24 protein-coding genes are annotated in these 19,756 nt (G+C 62.7%); 7 read left to right on the forward strand and 17 right to left on the reverse strand.

The window, feature by feature from the left end:
• Positions 1-3: 3 nt before the first annotated feature.
• On the reverse strand, positions 4-2,775 hold the full coding sequence (locus N436_RS25560; RefSeq protein ID WP_110742260.1) for an amino acid adenylation domain-containing protein: 2,772 nt from the start codon (positions 2,773-2,775) through the stop codon (positions 4-6).
• Between the two features lie 237 nt (positions 2,776-3,012).
• On the opposite strand from N436_RS25560, the gene N436_RS25565 reads away from it, so the two are divergent.
• From N436_RS25565 to N436_RS25575, 3 genes are all read left to right on the forward strand, one after another.
• The gene (locus N436_RS25565; protein ID WP_016711157.1) at positions 3,013-3,234 is read left to right on the forward strand and encodes an MbtH family protein; all 222 of its coding nucleotides are present in this window, start codon (positions 3,013-3,015) and stop codon (positions 3,232-3,234) included.
• Positions 3,231-3,950: a thioesterase II family protein gene (locus tag N436_RS25570; RefSeq protein ID WP_110742261.1), complete on the forward strand. Its 720-nt coding sequence runs from the start codon at positions 3,231-3,233 to the stop codon at positions 3,948-3,950. The genes N436_RS25565 and N436_RS25570 overlap by 4 nt, the downstream gene beginning before the upstream one ends.
• A 134-nt stretch (positions 3,951-4,084) precedes the next feature.
• On the forward strand, positions 4,085-5,137 hold the full coding sequence (locus tag N436_RS25575) for a DUF1615 domain-containing protein (RefSeq protein WP_110742262.1): 1,053 nt from the start codon (positions 4,085-4,087) through the stop codon (positions 5,135-5,137).
• A gap of 172 nt (positions 5,138-5,309) precedes the next feature.
• Here N436_RS25575 and N436_RS25580 read toward each other — a convergent pair whose 3' ends face one another.
• From N436_RS25580 to N436_RS25620, 9 genes are all read right to left on the reverse strand, one after another.
• Positions 5,310-6,173 carry a metal ABC transporter solute-binding protein, Zn/Mn family gene (locus tag N436_RS25580; protein ID WP_105948323.1) on the reverse strand — a complete coding sequence of 288 codons (864 nt, stop codon included), beginning with the start codon at positions 6,171-6,173 and terminating at the stop codon, positions 5,310-5,312.
• On the reverse strand, positions 6,170-7,069 hold the full coding sequence (locus tag N436_RS25585) for a metal ABC transporter permease (RefSeq protein WP_110742263.1): 900 nt from the start codon (positions 7,067-7,069) through the stop codon (positions 6,170-6,172). Before N436_RS25585 ends, N436_RS25580 begins: the two co-directional genes overlap by 4 nt.
• Positions 7,066-7,815, reverse strand: a complete 750-nt coding sequence (locus tag N436_RS25590) for a metal ABC transporter ATP-binding protein (RefSeq protein WP_016711152.1) — start codon at positions 7,813-7,815, stop codon at positions 7,066-7,068. The genes N436_RS25585 and N436_RS25590 overlap by 4 nt, the downstream gene beginning before the upstream one ends.
• The gene (locus tag N436_RS25595; protein WP_019099837.1) at positions 7,812-8,714 is read right to left on the reverse strand and encodes a metal ABC transporter substrate-binding protein; all 903 of its coding nucleotides are present in this window, start codon (positions 8,712-8,714) and stop codon (positions 7,812-7,814) included. Before N436_RS25595 ends, N436_RS25590 begins: the two co-directional genes overlap by 4 nt.
• Positions 8,715-8,732: 18 nt before the next feature.
• A complete protein-coding gene (locus N436_RS25600) occupies positions 8,733-9,302 on the reverse strand; it encodes a DUF6162 family protein (protein ID WP_110742264.1) in 570 nt (189 codons plus the stop codon).
• Positions 9,299-9,619, reverse strand: coding sequence for a hypothetical protein (locus tag N436_RS25605; RefSeq protein WP_105948326.1), 321 nt, complete (start codon positions 9,617-9,619; stop codon positions 9,299-9,301). Before N436_RS25605 ends, N436_RS25600 begins: the two co-directional genes overlap by 4 nt.
• Positions 9,616-10,155, reverse strand: a complete 540-nt coding sequence (locus tag N436_RS25610) for a thiamine pyrophosphate-binding protein (RefSeq protein ID WP_110742265.1) — start codon at positions 10,153-10,155, stop codon at positions 9,616-9,618. The genes N436_RS25605 and N436_RS25610 overlap by 4 nt, the downstream gene beginning before the upstream one ends.
• On the reverse strand, positions 10,152-11,345 hold the full coding sequence (locus tag N436_RS25615) for a PepSY domain-containing protein (RefSeq protein ID WP_110742266.1): 1,194 nt from the start codon (positions 11,343-11,345) through the stop codon (positions 10,152-10,154). The genes N436_RS25610 and N436_RS25615 overlap by 4 nt, the downstream gene beginning before the upstream one ends.
• Before the next feature lie 177 nt (positions 11,346-11,522).
• Positions 11,523-12,857, reverse strand: coding sequence for a lysine N(6)-hydroxylase/L-ornithine N(5)-oxygenase family protein (locus tag N436_RS25620; RefSeq protein WP_105948329.1), 1,335 nt, complete (start codon positions 12,855-12,857; stop codon positions 11,523-11,525).
• A 201-nt stretch (positions 12,858-13,058) separates the two neighbouring features.
• Between N436_RS25620 and N436_RS25625 the strand changes: the two genes are divergently transcribed.
• A complete protein-coding gene (locus N436_RS25625) occupies positions 13,059-13,493 on the forward strand; it encodes a hypothetical protein (protein WP_105948330.1) in 435 nt (144 codons plus the stop codon).
• Between the two features lie 42 nt (positions 13,494-13,535).
• On the opposite strand, the gene pbpG is transcribed toward N436_RS25625, so the two are convergent.
• From pbpG to N436_RS25640, 3 genes are all read right to left on the reverse strand, one after another.
• On the reverse strand, positions 13,536-14,462 hold the full coding sequence (pbpG, locus tag N436_RS25630; protein ID WP_223624865.1) for a D-alanyl-D-alanine endopeptidase: 927 nt from the start codon (positions 14,460-14,462) through the stop codon (positions 13,536-13,538).
• A 215-nt stretch (positions 14,463-14,677) separates the two neighbouring features.
• A complete protein-coding gene (locus N436_RS25635; protein WP_105948396.1) occupies positions 14,678-14,914 on the reverse strand; it encodes an Arm DNA-binding domain-containing protein in 237 nt (78 codons plus the stop codon).
• 158 nt (positions 14,915-15,072) lie between these two features.
• The gene (locus N436_RS25640; RefSeq protein WP_110742267.1) at positions 15,073-15,747 is read right to left on the reverse strand and encodes a polysaccharide lyase family 7 protein; all 675 of its coding nucleotides are present in this window, start codon (positions 15,745-15,747) and stop codon (positions 15,073-15,075) included.
• A gap of 245 nt (positions 15,748-15,992) precedes the next feature.
• On the opposite strand from N436_RS25640, the gene N436_RS25645 reads away from it, so the two are divergent.
• On the forward strand, positions 15,993-16,313 hold the full coding sequence (locus tag N436_RS25645) for a DUF1654 domain-containing protein (RefSeq protein WP_371920923.1): 321 nt from the start codon (positions 15,993-15,995) through the stop codon (positions 16,311-16,313).
• 38 nt (positions 16,314-16,351) lie between these two features.
• Here the strand turns inward: N436_RS25645 and N436_RS25650 are convergent, their stop codons facing one another.
• Positions 16,352-17,176, reverse strand: a complete 825-nt coding sequence (locus tag N436_RS25650; RefSeq protein ID WP_110742268.1) for a S24 family peptidase — start codon at positions 17,174-17,176, stop codon at positions 16,352-16,354.
• 164 nt (positions 17,177-17,340) lie between these two features.
• Here N436_RS25650 and N436_RS25655 point away from each other — a divergent pair, with 164 nt between their 5' ends.
• Positions 17,341-17,655: a hypothetical protein gene (locus tag N436_RS25655; RefSeq protein WP_060499300.1), complete on the forward strand. Its 315-nt coding sequence runs from the start codon at positions 17,341-17,343 to the stop codon at positions 17,653-17,655.
• A gap of 76 nt (positions 17,656-17,731) precedes the next feature.
• Here N436_RS25655 and N436_RS25660 read toward each other — a convergent pair whose 3' ends face one another.
• Both N436_RS25660 and N436_RS25665 read right to left on the reverse strand, forming a co-directional pair.
• Positions 17,732-17,914: a hypothetical protein gene (locus tag N436_RS25660; protein ID WP_016711139.1), complete on the reverse strand. Its 183-nt coding sequence runs from the start codon at positions 17,912-17,914 to the stop codon at positions 17,732-17,734.
• 94 nt (positions 17,915-18,008) lie between these two features.
• Positions 18,009-18,353: a hypothetical protein gene (locus N436_RS25665; RefSeq protein ID WP_025752674.1), complete on the reverse strand. Its 345-nt coding sequence runs from the start codon at positions 18,351-18,353 to the stop codon at positions 18,009-18,011.
• Between the two features lie 161 nt (positions 18,354-18,514).
• On the opposite strand from N436_RS25665, the gene N436_RS25670 reads away from it, so the two are divergent.
• Positions 18,515-19,336, forward strand: a complete 822-nt coding sequence (locus N436_RS25670; RefSeq protein WP_110742269.1) for a shikimate 5-dehydrogenase — start codon at positions 18,515-18,517, stop codon at positions 19,334-19,336.
• A 126-nt stretch (positions 19,337-19,462) separates the two neighbouring features.
• Here the strand turns inward: N436_RS25670 and N436_RS25675 are convergent, their stop codons facing one another.
• Complete coding sequence (locus N436_RS25675) at positions 19,463-19,705, reverse strand: hypothetical protein (protein ID WP_019099472.1); 243 nt, start codon at positions 19,703-19,705, stop codon at positions 19,463-19,465.
• Between the last annotated feature and the right edge of the window lie 51 nt (positions 19,706-19,756).

A 19,756-nucleotide genomic window follows, 5' to 3' on the forward strand; every position in this document is an offset into this window, starting at 1 on the left:
AGCTCAAGCGGAGGTGGCGCGCTCGGCTGCATCTGCCCCGCGCGCCGGGTTCTGCTTGTTCCTGCGGGTGAGTAGAAGGCGCAACAGGCTATTCCAGCAGTAGGCCACCAGCACCCCGCCGGCCAGTGCCAGGGTTACCTCGAACAGCGGGTGATTGAAAATACGGTCTGCCAGCGACTGGAACTGGAAATGCGTCAGGTAGATATACAAGGTTGACGAGGCAATCACCGCACCTGCCCGTGCCACCAGGGCAGGCACTGGCACCGAGCGCACCCAGATCAGGGCCAGCATCGCCGGCAGGGCGATATCGATATAGCGCGAGAACGCCTGCCAGCCCACGCCAGCAATTGCCATCAGGTCCAGCTCGCCGACCACCAGCACCGCCACCGCGCTGGCCACCCATTTACGCGCGGTAGTGTCGGCATGGTGCACCGCCATGCCCAACACCATGACGGCCAGGAAGTGCTGTGGTACCCGGTTGAACAGCGCACCGGCGTCGAACACGAAGCGGCTGACCAGCACATCCACTGCCACCAGCGCACAGGTCGCAATGATCAGGCAGCGGAACGGGTCGGCAAGGACCACCTGGCGCACACGTCGGATCGACAACACCAGGCCGATGATCAGGATCATCTGTACCAGCACTTCGATGTACCAGTAATTGAACACACTGACCTCGCTGGCCGGGAACCAGTTGGAAACCAACAGCAGCGATTGCCAGTGCAGCTGGTCGAACACCAGCTGGATCAGCGCGGTGTACAGCACCGTTGGCACCACGATGGCTGCCAGCGACCTGAGCAGTGTGCGCGCATCGCCACGTTCTTCGATGGCCTTGAGCTGGAACCGCGCCAGGCTGATGCCGGAAACCAGGAACAGCACCGACGTTTCGCCCACGATCAGCCAGTGGTCGAACTCGCTCAGGTGGCCGACCACGATCAGGATGATGGCGAGCATGCGCACGAACACCGGCATTTCCATCACCCGCCAAGGGCCATTGGGCGGTGCGCTCAGCTCGGCCAGCTGGCACACCGGCAGGGTTTCCCAACGTTCAGGGAGGTGACCGATCAGCTCCTCCAGCACGCGTGAGGCCTGCACGAACGACAGCGAGTCGCCGCCCAGTTCGACGAAACTCAACCTGGCGTCCAGGCGTGGCACCTGGAGGATGCGCGCCCAGGCGGTGCTCAGCTTTTCCGCCAGTGGAGACAGGAGCACGTTGGCCGTGTCGTCAAAGGGCGCAGGCAGGGCGCGTTTGTCGAGCTTGCCGTTTGGGGTGAGCGGCAGGGCATCGAGGTACACGAAAAGCGCCGGCACCATGTAGTCCGGCAGTTGGCCGCTGAGCGCCTGGCGCAGTTCATCGGCGGTGGTGGGCTTGCGGCTGACGCAATAGGCAACCAGCCGGATCGAGGCGCTGTCGTGGTTGGCCACGACCACGCATTGCCCGATGTGTGGGTGGCGGGTGATGGCGTTTTCGATTTCCGCCAGCTCGATGCGATGGCCACGGATTTTCACCTGGCTGTCGCCGCGTCCCAGAAAACGGGCGCTGCCATCGGCCAGGTAAGTGCCCAGGTCACCCGTGCGGTAGCAGCGGTCGCTTGGGTCGCCGGTGAACGGGTTGGCGACGAACTTGGCCTCGGTCAGTGCCGGGTCGCCCCAATAGCCCTGGGACAGGTACGGGCTGCGTATCAGGATTTCGCCCGTTTCCCCTTCGCTGACCAACTGGTTGGCCGGGTTGACCACCAGCAACTGTGCATTGGCGATGCCCTTGCCCAACGGGACACGCGCATTGTCGGCGCGCGGGTCAAGCGTATGGAAGGCCATTGCTTGTGGTGTTTCGGTGGTGCCGTAGAAGTTCACGTTGACGGCGTTGGGCGCAATGGCGCGGATCTGTTGGTACAGCGCCGGGCTGAGCGCATCGCCGCCCCAGAACAGGTAGCGTAGCCGGTCGAGTACCTGGCCATTCAGGTGTGCGCCGGTTTCGATCAGCTTGCCCAGTGGCGGGGTGAGGTGGATCACGCTCACGTTGTGCTGGTGAATCCAGTTGGCCAGCCGGGACGGGTCGGTCAGGGTTGACTGGGCAGGGCAGGCGATGGTCGCGCCAATCGACAGAGGCGTGAACACGTCGCGGTACACCGGGTCGTGGCCCAGGCCGGAAAGCAGGGAGAAGGTGTCGGCCTGGGTGAAGCCATGCTGGCGTACATGCCAGTCGATGAAGTGCACCAGCGGCGCGTGATGGGTGACGATGCCCTTGGGTTCGCCGGTGCTGCCCGAGGTGAAGGTGATGTAGGCGGGGTGTTCGGGGTTTACGACGGGCAGCGCCACAGGCAGGTTGGGGAAGGCTTGCAGTGCGTCTGCGGGGGCTTGCGGCACCGTAACGACAAGAGGGCCGTCGGTATCGACGGTTGCCTCGCCACAGCGCAGGACCACGGCCGGCCCCAATGTGCGGACGATCTGTGCAATGCGCGCAGGAGGGTAGGCGGCGTCGGCCACGGTAAAGGCCAGGCCAGCCCGCAGGCAGCCGAGCATGGCGTATACCAGGGCGGCGCTGCGGCTGGCGACGATGACCACACGATCGGTGCCGCTGGCAGCGTTTTCTACCAGATAGGCGGCAACGCCCTGGCTGATCTGCGCGAGTTGTGCATAGCTGCAGGTGGTGTGCTGGGCGATGATGGCGGTGGCATCCGGGCAGCGACCGGCCTGATCGAGGAACGCGTGGTGAATAGGCTGCTCGGCACGGTACTCCAGGCACAGCGTCGGGTTCGGGCGCAGGTCCTGCATGATGGGTAAGGGCTCCGCATGAACGTTGGGGCTGGCTGGTAGCACAACGCTAGTGCAGGGTGGCTGATGGCGCCAATGTCGCGCGATAGCCGGGCGCGTGTCCTGCGCAAAACCTGAAAGGTTGCGCGATCATTTCTCTGCATTGGACGCACTAATTTTCCCGCAGCGCCCTACGTCTACTTGAAAGCCCCCCTGCACCACGTGCACAGCGGCATCCATCATTCAAGGAGACAGGCAATGACTTCCGTTTTCGACCGCGACGATATCCAGTTTCAGGTAGTGGTCAACCACGAAGAGCAATACTCGATCTGGCCCGACTACAAGGCCATCCCCAACGGCTGGCGTGCCGTGGGCAAGAGCGGCCTGAAGAAGGAATGCCTGGCCTACATCGATGAGGTCTGGACCGACATGCGCCCACTGAGCCTGCGCCAGAAAATGGCCGAAGCCGCCGCCCAGTGACCGCACTGAACCTGCTGTGCCTGCCGTATTCCGGGGCCAGCGCCATGGTTTACAGCCGCTGGCGGCGCAAGCTGCCGGCGTGGCTGCAGGTGCGCCCGGTGGAGCTGCCCGGGCGTGGCGCACGCATGGCCGAGCCGTTGCACACCGACATGCAGGCGCTGGCCCGGCAACTGGCCGCCGAGCAGCGCCTGGCGGCCAATGGGCCCTATGCGTTGCTCGGCCATAGCCTGGGGGCGTTGCTGGCCTTCGAGCTGGCTCATGAACTGCAAGCGCTGGGCTGTCCGTCGCCACTGGCATTGTTTGCCTGCGGTACCGCAGCCCCGACCCGGCGCGAGGATTACGATGGCAAGGACTGGCGCGAGCCCAAGAGCGACGCCGAGCTGATCAGCGAGTTGCGCGAGCTTCAGGGTACGCCCGAGGAAGTGCTGGCCAACGCCGAGCTGATGAGCCTGACCTTGCCGACCTTGCGCGCGGATTTTCTGCTCTGTGGCACTTACGCCTACCGTCAGCGGCCGGCCCTGCAGTGCCCGCTGCACGTGCTGGGCGGCGCGGACGACCGGGCCAGCGAAGAGCAGTTGCAGGCCTGGCGCAAGGAATCCCATGGTGACTTCTCGCTGCAGATGTTCCCGGGTGGCCACTTCTTCATCCATGAGCACGAAGACCCCGTGCTCGACGCGTTGACCGCATCACTGCAGCCGCTTCGGCTGTCCGCCTGATTGACGTTGCCGCTTGCCTGGGGGAGGCTAGGCCTTTTTCCAGGCAAGGGGCAGACAATGCTGATCGATCCACACAAGGCCGCACTGCTGGTCGGTGAACAGCCCTGAACGGCCGGTTACTGGCCGCCGGGTTGATGGCCCTGGCGCTGCTGCAAGGCTGCGTCGGGCACCGTGAGGAAGCGCCCGAGGCGGACCCGGCCAAGGTCCGTGCGCAACTGTTGCGGCTATTGCCGGCCCAGACCAGGGACCGCGAGGGCTGGGCCAGGGACATTCAGGTGGCGTTCGAAACCCAGCGCATTACCCCGAGCAAAAGCAACCTGTGTGCGGTGCTGGCCGTGACTGAACAGGAATCCACTTTCAGCGCCGACCCGCAGGTACCCAACCTGGGGCGTATCGCCCGCGAGGAAATCGACCGCCGCGCCGCGCGCCTGCATATCCCCAAATTGTTGGTCGACGGTGCGCTGAAAACACCCTCGGGCAACGGCCAAAGCTACCAGCAGCGCTTGCAGGCAGTGCGCAGCGAGAAGCAGTTGAGCGAGCTGTACGACGAGGTGATAGCCCGTGTGCCGTTGGGCAAGACCTTGCTGGACGGGCTCAACCCGGTGCACACCGGCGGGCCGATGCAGGTCAGCATCGACTTTGCCGAAAAGCACGCGCAGGGCTACCCCTACAGCCACGATGGCAGCATTCGCCAGGAGGTATTCAGCCGGCGTGGCGGCATGTACTTCGGTATTGCCCACCTGTTGGGCTACCCGGTCAACTACGAGCGCCAGCTTTACCGTTTTGCCGACTTCAACGCCGGTTGGTACGCCAGCCGTAACGCGGCCTTCCAGGCGGCACTGAGCAAGGCGACTGGCGTGACGCTGGCCTTGGATGGCGACCTTGTTGCGCCGGGGGCGATCATGCCAGGGAGCACTGAACTGGCTGCGCGCAAGCTGGGGGTGAAGCTGGGGCTGCGTAATCCGCAGATTCGCAGCCAGCTCGAAGAGGGCGACAGTTTGGCGTTCGAGGACAGCAAGCTGTACATCGGGGTGTTTGCCTTGGCAGATGCCAAGGCTGGCAAGCCGGTGCCACGGGCGGTGTTGCCGGGGATCGAGCTGAAGAGCCCGAAGATCACCCGCAAGCTGACCACGGCGTGGTTTGCCGGGCGAGTGGATGAGCGCTATCAGAGGTGCATGAAGCGGTAGCATTGTGTTGTCTGTACCGGCCTCTTCGCGGGCAAGCCCGCTCCCACAGGAATGCCGCTGGGACTGAGAGCGGTAATAGGCTCAAGGCCCTCACAATGCAACCAGTGAACCCAGGGGCTGCGCGGTCCCTGTGGGAGCGGGCTTGCCCGCGAAGAGGCCAGCACAGGCGGCATCAGCTCTCGCCCAGTGCCCCAACCACCTGGTCTACACTGGCTTTCAACCCGGCAAACGCATCCTCAGGGTCACTCTCCACCACCACCAGCTTCGCCCCGGCAGCCTTGATCACCTCGGCCACCGCCGCGTCCGGTTGCCGATGGTCCAGCACCAGTGCCACATCCTGCGCTTTCAGGTTCTCCCCCAGCGCCTGGAGCGCGGCAGCGTCCCATTCGGTCGGCAGCGGCTGCTCCACCACATCCAGGTTCAAGCCGCTGGCCAGGTAACCCAACCGCTCGGACAAGCTCACCACCGTCAGGTTGTCGACCTTGGCCAGGCGTGTCTGGCTGCTGGCCGATAGCTCAAGCAACTGGCGCTTGAGCCCTGCCAGGTTGCCCTGGATCTTCGCCTTGTCGTCCGGTGCCAGCCGTTCCAGGTCATTGGCTACCACATCGGCCATGCGCCCGAGGTTGGTCGGGTTGAGCCAGGGGTAGGTGCCGTAGGCATCATCACCTGTGACCGCAATGCCGGGCAGCGCGCCATCTACCGGGCGTGCGGCATCGATTTCGACGATGCGGATGTTGCTGCGCCGGGCCATCGGGTACAGCGGGTCGTCACGCCAGATCGAGCGTACACCGATCACCGCGTCGGCCTGCTGTGCGGCTTTCTCCAGGCTGGGGCCACCGCGTGAGCTGAAATACGACGGCTGGCGGCTGGCCGGCAGGTTGGCCGGTGCCGCCCGTTTGAGTTGCACCGCCGTGCCGTCAAGCAGGGCGCTGGCCAGGCTGTGGGTGATGGGCAGGGTGGTCAGCACTTGCGTGGCAAAAGACAGCGACGGCAGGCCGGCCAAGGCCAGCGCCAGGGTCAGGCGTTTCAGGTTCATGCCGGGTTTCCTTGCAGGCGTGGGACGAGGGCGCGGGCCAGGGCGGCCAGGGCAAAGCAGATGCCGGCGACCAGGATGATCGCGGCACCCGACGGCACGGGCAGGTCGAAGATGATCGGCAGCAGGATGCCGAGCAGGGTGCTCAAGGTGGCGATCAGTACCGAGACGAAGAAAAACCCCTTGAGCGACTGGCTGACCAGGCGTGCAGCCGCAGCGGGGATGACCAGCAGTGCACCGACCAGAATGGCCCCGATCACCTTCACTGCGGCCACGGTCACCAGGGTCACCAGCACCACGAACAGGTAATCCAGGGTTTTCACTGCCACCCCGCGCACGGCCGCCAGTTGCGGGTTGAAACTGGCCAGCATGATGCGGTTGTACAGCGGCACGGCCAGAGCCAGCACCAGTACTGCGACGATACCCAGCACCACCAGGTCCTGGCCGCTGACGGTCAGCACCGAGCCGAACAGCACGTTTTCGAGGATGTGCACGTTGATCTTGCCGGCCAGCATCAGCAGCAGGCTGGCGCCCAGCGCCAGCGACACCGACAGGAACACGCCGATCAGCGTGTCGGGTGAAAGACCGGTGCGGTTGCGCAGGAAGTTGAGCAAGATGCCGAACAGCAGGCAGTAGCCGAACAGGCTGCCATAAGGGCCGGTGTAGGGCTCACCGAGCAGGATGCCGATGGCTACCCCGGTCAGTGCAGCATGGCCCACGGCTTCGGAAAAGAACGCAAAGCGCTTGACCACCACCAGGGTGCCCAGGCCGCCCAGTACCGGGCCAATCATCAGGCCAGCCAGCAAGGCATTGACCACGAAGCCGTAGGCCAGAGCCTCAGGCAAGTAACCAGCCGTGGCCCAGTCCTGGACCAGTTGGCGAAATGCTTCAAAACTCATGAGGCAAGGCTCTCGCTACGCGGGTGAACAGAGAACAGGCCAAGCAGGCGCTCTGGTGTGAGGGCCTGGGCCGGCGGGGCATCGAACAACACCTGGCGGCTCAGGCCAGTGACCCGGTCGGCCAGGCGCAGCACGGCCTCCAGGTCGTGTTCTATCCACAGCACTGTGGTGCCGGCCTGGCGCCAGCCCTGCAGTAACTGCTCGAACACCTGGATACCGGCTTCATCGAGGGCCGACATGGGCTCGTCCAGTACCAGCAACTGCGGCTCGGGGATCAGGCCTTGGGCCAACAGCACACGCTGGCGTTCGCCGCCAGACAATGCGCCCATGCGCCGTTTGCGCTTGTCGAGCATGCCGACCCGCGCCAAGGCCGCATCGATGGCCGGCTGCACGCGGCGCGACAAGCCAAGAAAAGCCGGGCGCCGCTGGCACATGGCAGCCATGAAGTCATCTACGGTCATTGGCAGGCCACGGTCGAACTCCAGCGCTTGTGGCACATAACCGATCACCTCGCGCTCACCCGGCCAATGCAGGGTCAGTTGGCCCTGGTGTGGCATTTGCCCGAGCAGGGTCTTGATCAGTGAACTCTTGCCGCCGCCGTTGGGGCCGACGATGGCATGCACGCTCCCGGCAGCAACGCCGAAGCTGACGTGTTCAAGGATGCGTGTACGGCCCAGGGTGAGGTCGACGTCGGCGAACTCGATGCGTGGCCCACAGGCCTTCACCAGGTTGGCGGCGGCGGTCATGCGCGGTTCTCCTGGATGGCGCGCACCACGGTGTCGAGGTTGCGCTTCATCTCCACTTCGTACTTCTCTTTGGTGTATTCACCGTAGGAAATGTGCGTCAGCGGGTACAGGCGTACGCCGGATTCACGCTGGATGGTTTCGACATAGGCGGACGGGAAGTCCATTTCCGAGAAGATCACCTTCACATCCAGGGCTTTGAGCTGGTCGATGGTCTTTTTCAGCTGGGCCGGGCTGGGCTCGATGCCGTGGGCCGGTTCGACCACGGCGGTCACCTCCAGGCCGAAGTCGCGCACCAGGTAGTCGTAGGCGGCATGGATGGTGGCAACCCGGAAGGTGGCGCTGGGCGCTTCGGTTACCTTGGCCAGCGCCTCGGCACGCAGGGCGCGCAGGCGTTTGGCATAGGCGCGGGCGTTTTGCGTGTACAGCTTGGCGTTGTCCGGGTCGAGCTTGCCCAGTTCGCGGGCGATGTTGTTGACCTGGGCGATGGTGGTGCTGATGGACAGGAAGGTGTGTGGGTTGACCACCTTGCCGGCGCCGCGCGCTGCAATGCCCGTGGCTGCCAGCAACGGTACATTCTGGTTGGCTTCGATGGTCGCGATGCCGGGTTTTTCGCTGGCGGCGATCATGCGGTCGGCGAAGTCGTCATGGCCGACACCGTTGAGCACCACCACGTCCAGCGTGCCGATGCGCTTGATGTCCTCGGCCCGTGGCTCGTAGGCATGCGGGTTGAAGCCCGCCGGAATCAGCGGCACCACTTCGGCCTTGTCGCCGACGATGTTGGTCACATAGCTGTAGTAGGGGTGCAGGGTGATGCCAATACGCAGGGGCTTGCCGTTATCGGCCAGGGCCAGTGCCGGCAGGGCAAAGGCCAGGAGCAGGGCGAGGGCGGAGCGGAACATGGGTGGGAGTCCTTGGGTTCAGTGACGGTGTTCGCGGGTAACCCCGGCGTCGTAGTGGCTGACCACTTGCTGCCAACCTGCAGCGATCAAGGCCGCCTGGCCGAGATCGTCCGGGATGACAGCAGCGCTGTCGCGGCGCAACCAGACATCGGCCTGGCCTGTGCTGTCCGCCGGCAGGATCAGCAGCAGGCTGCCGGCGACTTCAGGGGCCTGACTGCGGCCCAGGTAAGCGCCGGATTCCAGCCACGACCACTGATGATTGCCACGGCTCTGGCTCCCGGCATCCACCACGAATGGCGGCAGGCCTTCTTCGGCCAGTGCCTGCACGCTCGGCACGGCGGCGTTTTCTTCACGCAGCAGCTGGATCTCGTCGAAGGCCACCCGCAGGTCGGTGTACAGGCCTTGTTCGGCGGCGGTGAGGTCGCGGCGGGCGTCGATCTGGTGGCTGGCGATGGCCTGTTCGTCTTCGCGTTCGCCACGCAACAGCACCACACTGGCGGCGAGCACCACGATCAGCAGACTGGCCAGCAGCACGTACAGGGTTTCGTGCCCGGCGCCGGCCGGGCGAATCACTTGGGCGCGGCTCATGGCTGGGCGATATCGGCGTAGTCGACTTCCACCACGTGCCCGGGGCCGGCGTCGAACAGCACGTAGAATTCGCCTTCCGGGCGCTTGAAGGTGAGCGTGGAGTCGCCGCCCAGCTTGCCGCCGACCAGTATTTGCTCGTCATAGCCGATCACGTCCAGGGTTACCCCGGCGGCACCGCTGCCGTCCGAGAAGCCACCGGTGCATTTGACCTGGCCGCTGGCCAGTTCTTCGCATTCGCACATCGGGTTGTGTGCCAGGGCAGGGCCCGCGGCCAGTACCAGTAAGGGCAGGGCGAGGGTGCGCATCAGGTGTTTCATTTCTTGCCTCCTTGTTTCTCGAGCCAGGCCACGGTGGCAGGCGATGCCTTGGACAGGGGGACGGATGCCTGGTGCATGCTGCCGTCCCAACCCTCCAGGGTGATCCAGATTTGCGCGTCGGGTTTGGTACGCGGCGGGATGGGCAGGTTGGTGCCCATGCGGTAGGGGGCGCCAAAGAAGATGGTGCCGGCAGCGCGCAGGCTGCGCGGTTTGCCGATGCGCAGGTAAACAGCCTTGACGTCTTTCATGCAGGCTTTGCACAAGGACGCGCTGAAGGACTTGAAGTGACCGGCGGGGCCGTCTTCGCGTGGTGCTTCGTCACGCAATTCAGCCAAGTCCAGCGTGTAAGGGCCGGCCTGGATGCCACTGATCACGTTCGCCCCCAAGCCTGCGTCGCCACGAAACAGCTTGGCGTCGCTGAAATACTTGGGCATGAAGCCCAGCGGGACGAGGATCAGCAGGATGTTCAGATGAAAGCGCCACTTCAGCCACCATTGCTTCAGCGGGCTGGCGGGCACGGCCTGGGCGTGGCTCATGGTTGGGTCTCCAGTGTGGTCTGGCTGCGTGCGGCACGGGGCGCACGGTCACTGCGCTTGAGGGCGGCTGCGGTGGCCTGGGCGGTACGCTTGGTCCAGATCAGCAAGCCGCTGAGCACCATCAAGGTGAGTACCAGGCCGAAGAAGAACCAGATCAGCTTGATGGGCAAACCGCCAAAGTCACCGGTGTGCAAGGGGCGCATGGACTCGGTGACGAATTCCAGCGTGGAGCGGTCGCTGAGCAGGAACTGGCTGTCGACGTTGCTGGTGTAAGGGTTGACCGCTGCACTCTGGAACATCAGCGGATACCAGCCGCGCCCGCCCATGGAAACGTGGCTGTAGGCGGTCGCCGGCAACGAAATGAAGGTAATGTCCAGGCCTGGAATCGCCAGGCCGGCAATACGTGCCGCCTCATCGAGGTCAATGCGCGGGGCCGGCGTGCCATCCGGCGTTTGCGGCACATCTTCACGGGCGATCACCGGCACGATAGGCCGGCTGGAAATGGTGATGTGGTTGTCCGAAAGCAGCGCCTGGATCAGGAACCAGGTGCCGGTGATGGAAATGACCGCGATGAACCAGATCGACCACACCCCGGCCAGGCGATGCAGGTCGCCCCAGAAAATACGTGAGCCGTGCCCGGTGCGCACCGGTTTGAAGAAGCCTTTCCAGAACTTCTTGTACACCACCAGCCCGGTGACCAGAGAGGCCAGCATGGGCAGGCCGAGAAGCGAAACCAGGTACCAGCCCCAGCTGAAACCATTGGTGAACGGCACCAGCCACCAGCCGTGCAATGCACGGGTAAAGGCTTCGAAGTTGAAGTCAGGGGACTTGCCCTGGATGACGCCGGTGTAGGGGTTGACGTACAGCGTCGGGCTGGTGCCATCGGGGTACGTGACATCGGCCAGCAGGGCAAAGTGCGAGCCGTCGGGCTGCCTGAGCGACTCCACGAACATGTCTGGCTCGGCTTTGCGCATGGCGTCCAGTACCTGCTGGAAGCTCAGGCGCTCGGCATCACCGTCGGGCTTGCTCGCGCGTACATCCGGGTTGGCCAGCCAGACGATTTCCTGGCTGACCACGGCGAGCATGCCGGTGAAGCACACGATCAGCACAAAGAACCAGATCGGCAAGGCGAGCCAGCTGTGGACCAGGAACCACAGCCTGGATTTGGATTTTTTCGGTGATTTGGCCATCAGACGGTCTTCTGCAATGGGTGGTCGAGCGTGTGCCCAACCAAAGAGGGCTGTACTGATAAGGACGAATGAGAATTGAAAACCTGCCGATTTAAATGCAAGCAAATGTTTCAGAGGGCACAAAGCCGGCCTGCGCGCGAGGCGACAGGCCGGCCTTGAGGGTGCGTAGCACAGGGGTCAGGCGCGGGTCAGGGCCGCAGCGGGTTGCGCTTTGCCGTGCAATTGCGCCAGGTCCTGATACAGGGCGCGGCCGATTTCTGCGGCACGGGCCGGCAGTACCGAGAGCAGGGTGTCACTCAGGCCGTGGCTGTTTTCGCAGAAGCCCTGCAAGTACACCGAGGCCTGCAGGTCGGGGCTGGCCAGCACGCGGTAGTTGCGGTCGACGCTGAAATCGTCCAGGTAACCGGCCAATGGCGCCAGCAGGTCACGGTGCGAGCGGCGCTCGTAGCCGGTGGCAAGGATCACGGCGTCGTAGCGGTGGGTTTGCTGCTGGCCGGTAGCGAGGTCGCGCAGGGTCAGCTCCAGGCCTTCGCGAGTGGCCACCACGGCTTCCACCTGGCGCCGGCACAGCACGTTGTGGCGGTGCTGGTGGGCGACTTTCTGCCGGTAGAGGATGCCGTAGATGCGTTCGATCAGGTTGAGGTCGACCACTGAATAGTTGGTGTTGTGGTACTCGCCCAGCAGCTTGCTGCGCTGGTCGGCGGGTTCGTTGTAGACCAGGTCGGTGTAGTCCGGCGAGAAAATCTCGTTTACGAACGGGCTGTCGTCGGCCGGTTTGAGGGCCGAACCGCGCAGGACCATGTCGACCTTGACGGTCGGGTAGCTGTCGTTCAGGTCGATAAACGCCTCGGCGGCGCTCTGGCCCGAGCCGATCACAGCGATGCGCATCGGTTTGCCGTCGGCGCACGGCAGCTTGTTCAGGCTGCTCAGGTATTGGGAGTGGTGGAACACCCGTGGGTCGTCCTTGAAGGCGCCGAACTTTTCCGGGATTTTCGGCGTTCCGCCGCTGCCGACCACCACCGAGCGGGTGCGGCGGCTGTATTCGCGGCCCTGTGCATCGCGTGCGATCACACGCAGGTGTTCTACCCGGCCATCCTGCAGTTCCGGTTCGATACGCAGCACTTCCTGGCCATACACGGCTTGGGTGGCGAAGTGTTCGGCGGCCCAGCGCAGGTAGTCGTTGTACTCCAGGCGGCAGGGGTAGAAGGTGCCGAGGTTGATGAAGTCGGCCAGGCGCTGCTTCTGGTGCAGGTAGTTGACGAAACTGTAGGGGCTGGTGGGGTTGCGCAGCGACACCAGGTCTTTCAGGAACGAGATCTGCAGCTCACTCTGGGTGGCCAGGGTTTCGCCGTGCCAGCGGTAGTCCTGTTGCTTGTCGATGAACTGCGCATCGAGGGCATGGCCCTGGGACTCGGCGAGTTCTTCCAGGGCGATGGCCAGGGCCAGGTTGGAAGGGCCGAAGCCCACGCCGATCAGGTCCTTGATAGTTTCCGGGTTTGCAGACTGGCTCATGGCTGCGGTTCCATAATGGTCGGATGTGGACGCCGCCGGGAGGGGCCGGCGCTTGCGTGTGTACATTGGGTGGAACGAGCCAAACGATGGGGAATTTACTGGCGGGCGGCCGACCCACTGCTACACGGGCTAAAGACCTGCGCGCTGCGGCCGATAGGCAAAACAATGCAAGGACCCATTTTGCAACGCAGGGAGACAGACATGACAGGAATTGCAGCAGTCAGCATCAGCACCACGGCCCAGGCGTTGAGCACGACTCAGACCGCCGACAGCCAGGACGCGCAAAAGGCTGAAGAGGGTGGAACAGTCGCTCAGACCGACGCCTCCAGGGCGAACGGTGGCGGCCAGGCCCAAGGGGCTCAGGGCAGCAGTGAAAGCTCGGAGCCTGCGCACATCAAGCAATTGCGCGAGATGATCAAGAAGCTGCAGAAGCAATTGGCCGACGAACAGAAACAACTGGCCCAGTTGATGGCGCAGAAGATGGAAGAAACCGCCAAGATGGCAGCTGTGAGTGCCAAGCAGGCGAGCATCGCGACCATCAATGGGGAAATCCTGCAGGCAACTGCGCAGTTGCTCGAAGCGCTGCAGACGTCAGGTGGCAGCAGTGCAGGGGGGATGGTCAATACGCAGGCATGATACGACTGGGGCCTGCAAAGGCCCCAGCCAGACCGTTTGGGTTTACTCGGAAACCAGGCGTCCCTTGTTCTGCCGGTCTGCCTTGTACTGCATGGCCACTGCCGGCGCCGGTTTGGCGGCACCGGTTTCCAGCCACTGACGCATGCGGCTGGCATCGGCGAAGTGGGTGTACTTGCCGAACGCATCCAGGATGACCATGGCCACCGGGCGGTTGTCCATGCGGGTCAGCAGCACCAGGCAGTGCCCGGCTTCGTTGGTGAAGCCGGTCTTGGTCAGCTTGATGTCCCAGTTGTTCTTGTTCACCAGGTGGTCGGTGTTACGGAAGCCCAACGTGTAGTTGGGCTTGCGGAAGGCCACGGTTTTTTCGCGTGTGGTCGACAGCTCGCTCAGCATCGGGTACTTGCGCGAGGCCATCAGCAGCTTGGCCAGGTCACGGGCGGTGGATACGTTCTGTGTCGACAGGCCAGTCGGCTCGACATACCGGGTATGTGCCATGCCCAGGCTGCGAGCCTTGGCATTCATCGCCTTGATGAACGCCGGGTAGCCACCTGGGTAGGCGTTGGCCAGGGAGTTGGCGGCACGGTTTTCCGACGACATCAGGGTAATCAGCAGCGTTTCGCGGCGGTCAAGCTGGCTGCCCAGGCGCACGCGCGAATACACGCCTTTCATTTCCGGGTTGTTGGCAATGGTCATGGTGAGCATCTCATCCATGGGCAGTTTGGCATCCAGCACCACCATCGCTGTCATCAGTTTGGTCACCGAGGCAATCGGCACCACGCGGTCGGCATGGCTGGCGTACAGTTCCTGGTTGGTGTTCAGGTCGATCAGCAAGGCGCTGCCTGAAGCCAGGTGCAGCTTGGACGGGTCGCGTTGAACCTGGGCCGGGGGTTGTGCAGCAGCGGTCGACGGAAGGGTCGCGGTTCCTGTGAGCAACAGCAGCAGGCTGAGGATAGACAGGGATGTTTTCACGTTGAGGCTCACTAAAAGTTGGTATGTCGTTGGCTGTGCAAGGGTTTTCCCCCTAAACCGCTGCATTGTGGAGTATGGCCCAAACGCTGTCGAATGCCTTATGACTAAAGGGCGCAAGGTGAAGGAAATTTAATCCTGTAGCGGAGCAGTGCCTGATTTCAGGCGCACGGCCGCGCTGGCCGCTCGGCGCGGCCATGGTCAGGTCTGATAGCAAATCAGTCTGTACGCAGGATGGGAAACAGTTCTTTTGGGTTGCGTGATTCGGCGTTCATCAACGTGCACGCTGCCGCCGCTTCGGACTTGTTGATATAGCCCCGCTTGAGCCGCTGTTTTTCCTGGTTGTCGTAGATATCAAAGCCGCCCGAAGTGGTAGCGGCATAGAACCGGTTACCGATGCGGAAAGAATCACCTTCCACTGGCACGGCAGGGACAATAACGAATCTTGATTGCATGTTTCGCGCCTCCCCAGGCAGACAGTTAATTATTAGTCTGGGAGCGGGAAGGCAACAATATGACTCATCGAGACTAATCACTGGCGTGGCGTGTCACGGCGATCCCGGCGCAACCCGTGATGGGCAGGGCACCGGGATGCCTTTAGGGCTTGCATCGATCAGCGGTGGATCAGTGACAGTTCGCTGATGATGCAGATCGAGCCGTCATCGGCCGGTGTTGCATCGGTGTAGTCAACCTGGTTGTAGATGCCGCCGTGAAATTCGAACAAGCGTGGCGCCCAGGTACTGTCGAGTTGCAAATTGCCTGACGAGCCGGAAACACCGTTGTATTTGGCCGTTACGTTGACCATGCCAGCAGACGTGGTGTGGATGCTGACGATGAACCTGCCCCCCAGCGGCACGCCTTTCAGCACTGTCGAGTTCACCGGGTCGGCCTGGTTGTAGGTGCGCCGAAACCCCAGCGTGATGTTGCCCTTGTTCCAGAACACCTTCACCGGCGGGCTATCGTCCCCACGTACGTGCATCTGGGCGATGACCACCTTCTGTGCAGCGTTGACCTTGGTCAGCGTCATGGTTTGGTAGTTCCAGTGATCCTGGGCGCTGGCCAGTGTCCAATCCTCAGTTTCCGTCCACTCGCAGCGGGTCCTGTGGGTGCTTTTGCTTGAGGCGCCTTTGGTGGGGGCTGAGAACTGGATCGAACCATCGCTGAGCACCTTCACGATGCTCGGGTAGCTGGCAATTGCTTCGGCACCGCTGATTTCGAGTGCAACGGGGTTGGTCGAGGATACGGCTACCGGCGTAGCGATGATGAGGTTGCTGATGTCTACGGTCATGAGAACTCCTGACGCAAAGCTAGGATTGGCTGGGGGTTCTGGCGGCCGCGTTTGCGGCTGCGGGATAAAAATTAGCGTCAGGCTAAATTCTAGTCAATAGCTTTAGGCTAAATAAATTTCGCTTTGCGCAAAATTACCCAATGGCGAAAATTTTCAGCGGTGGGGGTTTACGCTGGATTTGGCGGTGAGATAAGCTTTCCTTAAATACTGTACAAATATACAGCTTTCAGGATGAGAATATCTCTATGCACATGCAGTCAACTTCCCAGCAGCGTCAGGCAATGACCGGAATCGAGCGTCTTAGCCTGCGGGTGTCGTCGATGATCAACCACCCGGTCGCGCAGACCCAGCGCTGGGTTGTGGTGCATCGCCTGGATACCGACGGTGATGCGGAGTGGGAAGAGGTGATGGGCCTGTTGTCCGAAACGTCCGAGTTGGACCTTACGTTCAACGATGACGAGAGCGTTACCGTACGTTGGGCGCGCAGCAGCGTGGAGGAGCGCGACGACTTCATCGTTGAGCAGGACAGCAAGGCGGAGGAGGTGGAAGCGCAGGCGCCATTCTGAGCATCATGAAAAGCCCGCCTGGGTGGCGGGCTTCGGCGTTAAACCAGGTGTGCATTCCACACCAGCAGCACCCGGGCCTGGATGTAGGTTTCTTCGCGGCGAATCATGCGGTCCTTGTGCCGTGAGTTGTCGGAGATCATCTCGAAGTGGTCCTCATCCGCGATTTGCAGCCGCTTGATGTAGATGTGATCGCCCCAGGAAAAGAAATAGATCCCGTCGCCCACGAAATCCCGGATGCTCACATCCACGATCAGTGGGTCACGGTGCCTGATGGTCGGCTCCATTGACTGGCCCCAGCCGGTCACCATCTTGAGGTGGTGGTGTTCAGTGAATTCCACGCCCAGCTCGCGAAGATGGCTGGGACTGACGCGAACGTCCTTGAACATTTCCGGGTAATCGTGGGGGATCTGGCCACCGCCCATGGCAGCCCGCACGTCGTAGTGGGCAATCCATACTTCATCACCCACCAGGCCAGGGCGGACAAGCTCAGCCTTCACCTGGGTGGCGTCCAGCGGCGCTTCAGCTGCGGCCAGCAACCGCTGCCGGGTTTCTTCGGGGATGCCTTTGCCACTTCTGGCAAGCATCTGCTTGACCAGGTCGGCCGCAGAAAGTTTGCCGTCACCCGTTTCGACCGGCAGCTGCACCGGGTCACCTGTCGACAGTGCGTCGAACCACCCGCGTGGCAGGCCTTCGATGCCCTCGATTCGGCGGGCTACGTCATCGCCCAGGTTTTTTGCGGTCTTGTCAGAAAGGATCTGGCTCAGGTGTGCAGGCGCCATCCCCCAGCGCTCTGCGCAGGATCCCTTCCTCTGACTGCCGATCAATTTGACCAGGTTGTGCTTGCGAATGTCGTAGATGTCCATAGGGCAAAGCATGCCAGTGTTTAGCTTGCTGCTAAATGTGCGCATGGCTAAATTGGCTCTTGTGGTTAAATTAGCTGTAGGCTAAATTAAAGCGACGAACAAGGAAAGCCATCGAGACACTTTTCTCCAGGGCTCATCACATCATCATTGGTAATGAGGTTCACATGGATCCGACCGACCTCGGCCCGGGCACAGTCACTTGGCTGAGCGGTACGGGCACTGTGTTGCTAGGTGCGTTTCTGTGGCTGCGCAAGTGGTTGTCCAGGGATGCGGCCGAACGTGCGATGGACAGCGCGGATGTTGCAGTTATCCGCCGCCTGACCGAGCTGCTGGACATCGAGCGGGATGCCCGCCGAGAGGCAGAAACCAAAGCGGACCAGCTGGCCAGGGAGCGCAACGAGCTGGTGCTGACCGTAGGGCGGCTTCAGGGCAAGATCATGGTGCTGAGCAGCCAGCTGAGCCGTAGCTCGCAACGCTGAGGCGGCCCAGGCAAAAAAAAGCCCACCATCTTGGTGGGCCATAAGGGCGTAGGGAGCAACGCACAACAAATTCGGGTCAGGCAACCAGGGTGCCGGGTTGCAACTGTTCAACCAGTGCCTGGGCCGAGGCCAGTGTCGGCATCGGGCCGCTCACGGCTTCACCGTTGCGTACCAGGTACCAGCATGCCAGCAGGCCCTGCTCACGCAGTGAGGCGGGGACGGCGCTGCCGACGACGGACATGATATGGATCGTGGCCATGGGGACCTCCTGCAAGACATGGCCCTACCATACGCAGCAGCCGGGGCGGTTTGAAATCAACGTGCTCAATAGTGGTCATTAGTTCTATCAACCCTTACCAGCGCGGCGGGCCGTAATACACCGGCGGCGGGCCGTAGTAGGTGCGGTAGCCCGGGGGCGGTGGTGCGGGTGCGTAGTACGGCTGGTAATACACCGGCTGCGGTGGTGGTTGCACATAGACTGGCGGCGGCCCGTAATAGACCGGCTGGCGTTCGACATACACGGTACGGTCACGTCCGCCATACACCGTTGCCCCGACCACCGCGCCGACCACCGCCGCGCCCAACAGCGGGCCCGGCCCATACCAACCGCCGCCGCCATGGCCGCCATGCGCAGCAGCAGGCCCGCTGACGGCCAAGGCACCGATCAGCAAGGCAATTCCGGGAATGAGACGGTTCATAACGCAACCTCGCAGAGAAACCCCTCGTTCGGGGCCTTACTACTATGACTCCGGTCTCCGTCAGCTGAGCACAGGGAAACGGTAAAGGTTATGTAAGGGACGACCAGTGGTTGCCTCTGGTACGCTGCACAAACGTTTCAGTTATGACAAAGGAGCAGGTTATGTCGACAACTCCCAGCAGGGACACTGTACTGTGCATCTCCCTGGCCGGGCGCCCCGGCACCTTCGGCGTGCGTTTTCACAACCACCTGTACCAGCAGTTGGGCCTGGACTTCTATTACAAGGCCATGCGCACGGATGACCTGCCAGCAGCCGTGGCAGGTATCCGCGCATTGGGGATCCGCGGGTGTGGCGTGTCGATGCCGTACAAGGAGGCCTGCATGGCCCTGGTCGACGAAATCGACCCGTCGGCTGCCGCCATTGAATCGGTGAATACCCTGGTCAACACCGAGGGGCACCTGAAGGCCTACAACACCGACTACCTGGCTGTTCGCCAGTTGCTGGCACAGCATAAGGTCGACCCGGGCACTGCCTTTGCCCTGCGCGGCAGTGGTGGCATGGCCAAGGCCGTGGCCAGTGCCTTGCGCGATGCCGGCTTTGCCGAGGGCATGATCGTTGCGCGCAACGAGCAAGCCGGGCGCCAGCTGGCGGATGCTTGTGGCTATCGCTGGGTGCCGGACCTGGGAGACATCTGCCCGCCGATGCTGGTGAACGTGACGCCGATCGGGATGGCGGGTGGACCGGAGGCCGAAGAACTGGCGTTTTCCGAGCTTGCCATTGCAGCGGCGGAGCGGGTGTTCGATGTGGTGGCGATGCCGGCGCAAACGCCGCTGATCCGCCGGGCGCAGGCGTTGGGTAAACCGGTCATCACGGGGCTTGAGGTGATTGCGTTGCAGGCGCTGGAGCAGTTTGTGCTGTACACCGGGGTCAGGCCGACGCGGGCGCAGGTGGATGCGGCAGTGGCGTACGCCCGGGATATCTAGTTACTCCTGTACTGGCCTCTTCGCGGGCTTGCCCGCTCCCACAGGGAAATCACACAACCTGAAATCTGTGCAGTACCTGTGGGAGCGGGCAAGCCCGCGAAGAGGCCAGTACAGGCAATCGAGGTATCAGAACACCTTGTGCCCCTCATCCAGCTGCTGGTCGACAAGGGCCCGGCCGTGGGCCAGTGACACATGCTGCGCATTCTCAAGGTCCGAGAAAAACTTCATTGGCATCGACATGCGCCTGCTGGTATGCCCGTCAGGGGCGGTGATCAGGCAGCCGGCGGCATAGGGCAGGGGAGAGTCGGGGTGGGGCATCACGCTGGCGGTGATGGTGTGCTTGCGGTATTCACAGTGAAGAGATTGCATCGTCCTTACCTCGCTGTGGCATGTGAAGCAGTTACCTTCATATACCACAGC

Origin of the sequence: Pseudomonas sp. RV120224-01b, from assembly GCF_003208145.1 — a bacterium.
Lineage (GTDB): Bacteria > Pseudomonadota > Gammaproteobacteria > Pseudomonadales > Pseudomonadaceae > Aquipseudomonas > Aquipseudomonas monteilii.